Origin of the sequence: Marinobacter sp. UBA2498, from assembly GCF_002341575.1 — a bacterium.
Lineage (GTDB): Bacteria > Pseudomonadota > Gammaproteobacteria > Pseudomonadales > Oleiphilaceae > Marinobacter > Marinobacter manganoxydans.
Genome location: NZ_DDOI01000097.1, coordinates 3,870 through 9,498 on the forward strand (window position 1 = coordinate 3,870; position 5,629 = coordinate 9,498).

A 5,629-nucleotide genomic window follows, 5' to 3' on the forward strand; every position below is an offset into this window, starting at 1 on the left:
CACGCAGTACCCGGATGATTTTCCGCTCAACCGGGATGATCACCAACATACCCACGAAGACATGGCGGATAAAAAAGCACCGCTATCGAGCTACCCAAGACGCCTCGAATTACGAGGGCCATCCGCCGACACAGAGGGCGAAGAGCCGGCTGAACAAGCCAGTGAACCTGAAGTCCATCGCCACGAGGACGGTGAACCCCACTCCCATTAATCATATTAAACTTCGAGGAACCCTTATGAAGCTCTTTACTGCCATTTTCACACTTGTTTTATTGGTCGGATCTCAACAGGTGCTTGCACACAGTGACCATGCCCATAAGTCGATTTCAGAAAAATCGGCGCTTGAGCGTGGCAGAGCGGCAACTATGCAACTAACCGAAAAAGACGCAGGCTTAGGCTTCGGAAAGCTTCCCGAAAGCTGGGAGGTAGTTCCTGAAGACGCCGTAAAAATCCATAAGAAAGGCAGCGGTTATTTCATCGTATCGGTCACCAATCGGGCTGAAGCTCAAACACTTTACGTGCTCCTATCGAGTGACGGGGGAGTTTACGATGTAAATTTTACGGGTGAATTCGACGGTTTGGAGTAGAGCATACATGACATGGCATTGGATCATAACCAAATATCTGATTACCGCCGCCGTCGTGGTAGTGGTTTCCGAGGTCGCCAAACGCAGCGACAAGCTGGGCGCTTTGGTTGCGGCATTACCGTTGGTGACGATTCTGGCGCTGATTTGGTTGCACGTAGAAACGCACTCGACAGAAAAAGTGGCGAATCACGCTTGGTATACGTTCTGGTACGTGGTGCCGACACTTCCGATGTTTTTAATATTTCCGACGTTGCTGCCCCGAATCGGCTTTTGGCCTACGCTGTTAGCCAGTGCTTTGGTGACCGCAGCCTGTTTTTGGCTATTTTCGTTACTGGTTGGGCAGCTTGGCATTGAATTGAAGCCGTAGGGAGTGTTACCAGCGTTTTTGTCGAACGAACATCCGCAAAACGGGGCGAGTGTAACGCTGGCCTCGTTCGCGGTTCCCGTAGTGTGGGCACAATTCAGAGCGGTGCAAGACACTTTTGAGTTATTCCCTTGAGTACAATCGAAAAGAGCTGTCCTAATTGACAGAGCCGCTGTAGCGTCAATTCGACAATTACGTCCAGTTTGGCCTCTTGCAACGTGTCTAAATAGACTCCATCTGTACGCATTTTGGCGTCGAGCTGAAGAAAATTCACCCTAACATAAGATAATCTATTATTATCCTGTGTCATATCTAAGCTATACAAAGTCTAAAGCACGAGCTAAAATCGTATGTATATACATAGTACGTAATACAGTACGAAATAAGCAGGAGGGAATTCCATGGCACGTGGCGGTATCAACAAAGCACTGGTGACCAGGGCCCATCAGGCCGTTCTAGCCAGGGGGGAAAACCCCTCCATTGACGCGATACGTATAGAGCTCGGTAATACCGGCTCCAAATCAACGATTCATCGCTATCTCAAAGAGCTGGAGGAGGAGGCGTCCACCAGACTCGACGATGAGGCCCTATTGAGCCAGCCCATTAAGGACCTCATTGCGCGCCTGGCATCGCGCCTTCAGGAAGAGGCCCACGGCATCGTCGAAGAGAGTAAAAGCCGCTATGAACACCAGATCAAAGAGCTCTCTGACCGCTGCACCGCGCTCACTCAAGAGGCTGGCCAGCTGGGCGATCAGCAGAAAGTGTTGGAATCGCGCCTTGATGAGACGAGTGCGCAACTGGCTGCCAAATCCGCAGCCTGCGATGCCTTAGATAAACAACTCAACGAGGCGGGTCAGCGCGAGGCCAGCACGACGGCGCTGCTCAAGGAAAAGCAGGCTCATATCGAATCCCTTGAGGAAAAGCACCGTCACAGCCGGGAGGCACTGGAGCATTATCGTGAATCGGTGAAAGAGCAGAGGGATCAGGATCAGCGCCGGCATGAGCAACAAATTCAGCAGCTTCAGGCCGAGATTCGCACGTTAAACCAGACAATCTCCGTCAAGCAGGGCGACCTGACCCAGCTCAACAAGGATAACGCGCGCCTGGTGAGCGAGTTGGGCGCTGCGCGCAAAGCAACACAGGACCTCGAATCGAAGCTTAATCGGACTGACGCGAAGCTTGAAGATGCCAATAAGCAATTGCAAACCCAGACGACGGATCTGCAGCAGTACGCCGACAGCGCTCAGCGCCAGGCCTCGCAAATTGATGAGCTGACGCAACGCCTTGAATCGGCGCAAAGCAAGGTGCAAGATTTTACCGTCAGCCAGGCCAAACTGGAGACTGAGCTATCGGTTAAGAACGATATGATTGAGCGCCTAATGGCTGAAAACCGGCGCCAATATGACGCACCGGCTACGTAAGCGGGAGGTGATCCAGAATTACTTATTGGCTGTCCCAGATTTTCCTTTGAAAACAATGAGATGCAGAGTTAGTGGCTGAATTTTACAGTTTTACCGACCGGCCTCAAACTGGAGGCGGAGCTATCGGTTAAGAACGAGATGATTGGGCGTCTAATGGCTGAAAAGCGGCGTCAACACGACAAACCAGCCACTTAAGGAACGGGGCTACAGAGCCTTACAAGGTTTTCAGTATTTCCACTTGCAATCAACGATATACAGAACATTCGGCTAAATTTAGCACTATTACCGGCCGCACCTCGTGAAGAGCGTAGGGGAAGGTATCAATGAAAGATCAAGGGTTTCTGAATAGCGAAAATATTTTTGTTATCAATAGCTTATCTCAACTTTGGCGGATATTTCCAGAATCCCGTCCGACCCTCAGGGTGGCCGGAACTTCAAGAGAGATTATGGAGTTCCGGAGGACAAGGCTCAGAGTAACTTTACCGACCCCCAAAGCCGGATCATGAAAACGAATGATGGGTTCCAGCAATGCTATAACGGCCAACTGGCCGTGGATGGCGAGTTCCAGATCATCGTGGGCAACCGCCAGGGTAACAACCCCAGTGATAACGGCTGTCTGGTGCCGCTGCTGGGCGAGGTAAAAGAAACTCTGGGAAGTTACCCGGGCCAATGTCTGGCTGATGCGGGTTATCGCAAAGAGGAAGACTTGCAGGCATTGGAGACAAAAGGCATAGATGGCTACGTCTCGCTGCGCCGGGAAGGCAAAAAAACCGGAGATATAAACGCGAGCCGGTACCCGGCGACGGCCCGCATGGAGGAGAAGCTTACCACGGCGGAGGGGCGAGCAGTCTACGCTCAGCGCAAGCACATGGTTGAGGCGGTGAATGGCTGGATCAAGAATGTCCTGGGCTTCCGGCAGTTCGGCTTGCGGGGCCTTCAGGCGGTGCAGGGTGAATGGGATCTTGTCTGTCTGTCGCTCAATCTCAGGCGCATGAGTTCACTGATGAGGCTGGCATAAGTCGCTGAGGCAGCCTTTGGCTCACGGTAGGTACAGCTGGGGCCCTGCGATGCCCCTTTTAACCGGTTAACTGGCTGGATCGAAAGCGATGATGGAGCCGATCCGATATCGCGAACACTCCTTCCGGCCAGACAATGATCCGGTCTGGCGGAAACGAGGGCTCAAAACGTTTCTGCCGCGCAGACTCCTAGATGCCAGACTAGTAGAGCTGCAAGCGGAAAAGGCCGGGCTAGCCAGCGACCTGATTCCTCTGCTTGGGCGTCGTCCGACGGGGGCCAGTTTGCAACTGATGGCGCCATCTGAAACGCTTCTGTTCGCCGATGGACAGTTGGAACCAGATCATCCGCTGATTCGTGCAGCCGAGGCGAGGGAAGCCGAGGCGCGCGCGGCTGGATGTTGCCGAAGTCGATCGTCGACCTACGTTCACAGCTAATGCCGGCTATAACAGCCTGTGGGCTGACGAGAGAAAACGTTGGGTCGTCGGCATTGGCGTTCGGATCCCATTTAGTGGGCAGCGCCAGCACAGCGCCGTTCGAAAGGCGACTGCCGAAGCATCACAAAAACGATGGCTGGCCACTCAGGCCCAGCGGGAATGGCGGGCCTCGATAGCTAAACTGAGGGCAAGCGTTGAGGCCGGCCATGGTCGACTGAACATCCTCAACGAGCGACACTTGCCAAACCAGCGCGCGCACTGGGAAGCCAGTCTGAACGAGCTGGCCAGTGGCACTGGCAGACTGGAGGACGCGATAAATAGCGCAAGACAGCTTACTGGGGCCAAACTCCGTCGAGCTGGGGTGATCCGTGATCTATATGGTGCCTCGGCCGGGTACGAAGCCCTGATACCGGTGCGTACTATCAATGCGTTAAATTAAAGAGGTAATTCAATGGTCAAGTCTTCGGGCATTTTGGATAGCACCAGAAAGTTCCCTTCAAAATGCCCGAAGACTCGACCAAACCACTTGGACCAAAACTCATGAACCTTCCTGAAGGTTCGCTTTGCGACCAGAGCTACTGGCGGCCAATTTATTGTGGCAACCTCCAGCTACAGTATGAGTATGGTGGGACGACCACTGCTCACTTTTAAGCATCCCCGAAGAAGCTATCTTTATCTGTGCTCTTACTCGATCACATCGCTGGTCGTGAAATACCTCGGGTGAATCGCCGCTTGCGGCGAGAGGGCAGAGCCCTTGGAGCAGGCGCTTCTCTTTTTACACACCGAATTACACACTGTGTAAAAACAAAAGATGCCCCAAAAGCCCTTGCTCATGGGGCACTCACTCACTCACTAAGTGAAGTACATAATATTCGCTATATACTCGTGCATGTTGTCGCTTCCGGTATTCGCATAACTGTAATTGACCGAGCGCCCGTCACTGGTCGAAATCGACTCAATGTAGGTGATGCTGAACGCATTGGTGTTGTAGTCAATGGTCATCCAGTTGCCGTTGGCATCCTCGATGCGGGTCGCGTAGATCTTCAGGCCCTCAGAGTCGTTGGCCCGGTAATCCATGGTGTAGGTGGTGCCATCCGGCGATTTTACAATCACATCGTTGCTGCTATTGCAATTCGCACTCCACCACTGCTTGGTAATTAGCTCAGGGCTGTGTTGATCCGCCAGTACCAGCAACTGGCGACTACCGTCGGCCAGCTCCAGAGAGGGGTTGTCGAGCACATCCACGGCAAACAGATTCTGATTACAAACCTTATCCGCGTTGCTTTCTGAGACGGCAATGCGGCCAAAATGCATGCTCCAGCCGTAGCCATAGGGGCTGTATGGCAAAAAGGCGTCTTGAGGGTTGTTGTAAATCCGGTTGATGCGGATATCGAAACCACCATTACCGGGCACGACGAGATCCGTATAGCTCAGTTGCAGTTGACCCGAGAAGGGATCGATCTCTTCTCCGAAATTCTGGTTGATAGTTTCCTTGAACGGGTTCAAACCCGGCTCTTCGTAATAATCGCGGATGTTGGCCTGGGCGGTTGACGCAAGCGCGGTGCTTGCGATCAGGCAAGCCACAACTCGAATGCGGAATGACATAAGTCACCTCCATGTGGTTTGGACGTTCGGGGCTAGGCATCACTCACGATGCCAAGTGATAATTAAGAGTTCGGGCCAGCAATCACTGAGCGAACCTTAATTTTTTTGGCTCCGTGCTTCTCCATGGTTGCGTAAACCGCTGAAGGTTGCCACCCATTCCACGTGAAGCCTGCCACCCGGACCGGAGCAAGGCTGCCACCC

General features: G+C 53.0%; 4 protein-coding genes and 2 pseudogenes. 5 read left to right on the forward strand and 1 reads right to left on the reverse strand.

The window, feature by feature from the left end; translation table 11 throughout:
* From B2W52_RS13505 to B2W52_RS13525, 5 genes and pseudogenes are all read left to right on the forward strand, one after another.
* A pseudogene (locus B2W52_RS13505) lies at positions 1–211 on the forward strand (HupE/UreJ family protein); the annotation flags it as partial.
* Between the two features lie 25 nt (positions 212–236).
* Positions 237–587: a DUF6488 family protein gene (locus B2W52_RS13510; RefSeq protein ID WP_008169744.1), complete on the forward strand. Its 351-nt coding sequence runs from the start codon at positions 237–239 to the stop codon at positions 585–587.
* A gap of 7 nt (positions 588–594) precedes the next feature.
* Positions 595–954 (forward strand): DUF3147 family protein, encoded by a 360-nt coding sequence (locus B2W52_RS13515; RefSeq protein WP_123889267.1) that lies wholly within the window; start codon positions 595–597, stop codon positions 952–954.
* 398 nt (positions 955–1,352) lie between these two features.
* The gene (locus tag B2W52_RS13520; RefSeq protein ID WP_123889268.1) at positions 1,353–2,372 is read left to right on the forward strand and encodes a DNA-binding protein; all 1,020 of its coding nucleotides are present in this window, start codon (positions 1,353–1,355) and stop codon (positions 2,370–2,372) included.
* 415 nt (positions 2,373–2,787) lie between these two features.
* Positions 2,788–3,390: pseudogene (locus tag B2W52_RS13525) on the forward strand (transposase); the annotation flags it as partial.
* A gap of 1,285 nt (positions 3,391–4,675) precedes the next feature.
* Here B2W52_RS13525 and B2W52_RS13535 read toward each other — a convergent pair.
* A complete protein-coding gene (locus B2W52_RS13535; RefSeq protein WP_008169849.1) occupies positions 4,676–5,428 on the reverse strand; it encodes a hypothetical protein in 753 nt (250 codons plus the stop codon).
* Positions 5,429–5,629: the final 201 nt, after the last annotated feature.

What these genes read in the sequence shown, in the direction of transcription:
- B2W52_RS13520 (WP_123889268.1), top strand. Translation starts at nt 1,353, where the DNA reads ATGGCACGTGGCGGTATCAACAAAGCACTGGTGACCAGGGCCCATCAG.
- B2W52_RS13535 (WP_008169849.1), bottom strand. Translation starts at nt 5,428, where the DNA reads ATGTCATTCCGCATTCGAGTTGTGGCTTGCCTGATCGCAAGCACCGCG.
- B2W52_RS13515 (WP_123889267.1), top strand. Translation starts at nt 595, where the DNA reads ATGACATGGCATTGGATCATAACCAAATATCTGATTACCGCCGCCGTC.
- B2W52_RS13510 (WP_008169744.1), top strand. Translation starts at nt 237, where the DNA reads ATGAAGCTCTTTACTGCCATTTTCACACTTGTTTTATTGGTCGGATCT.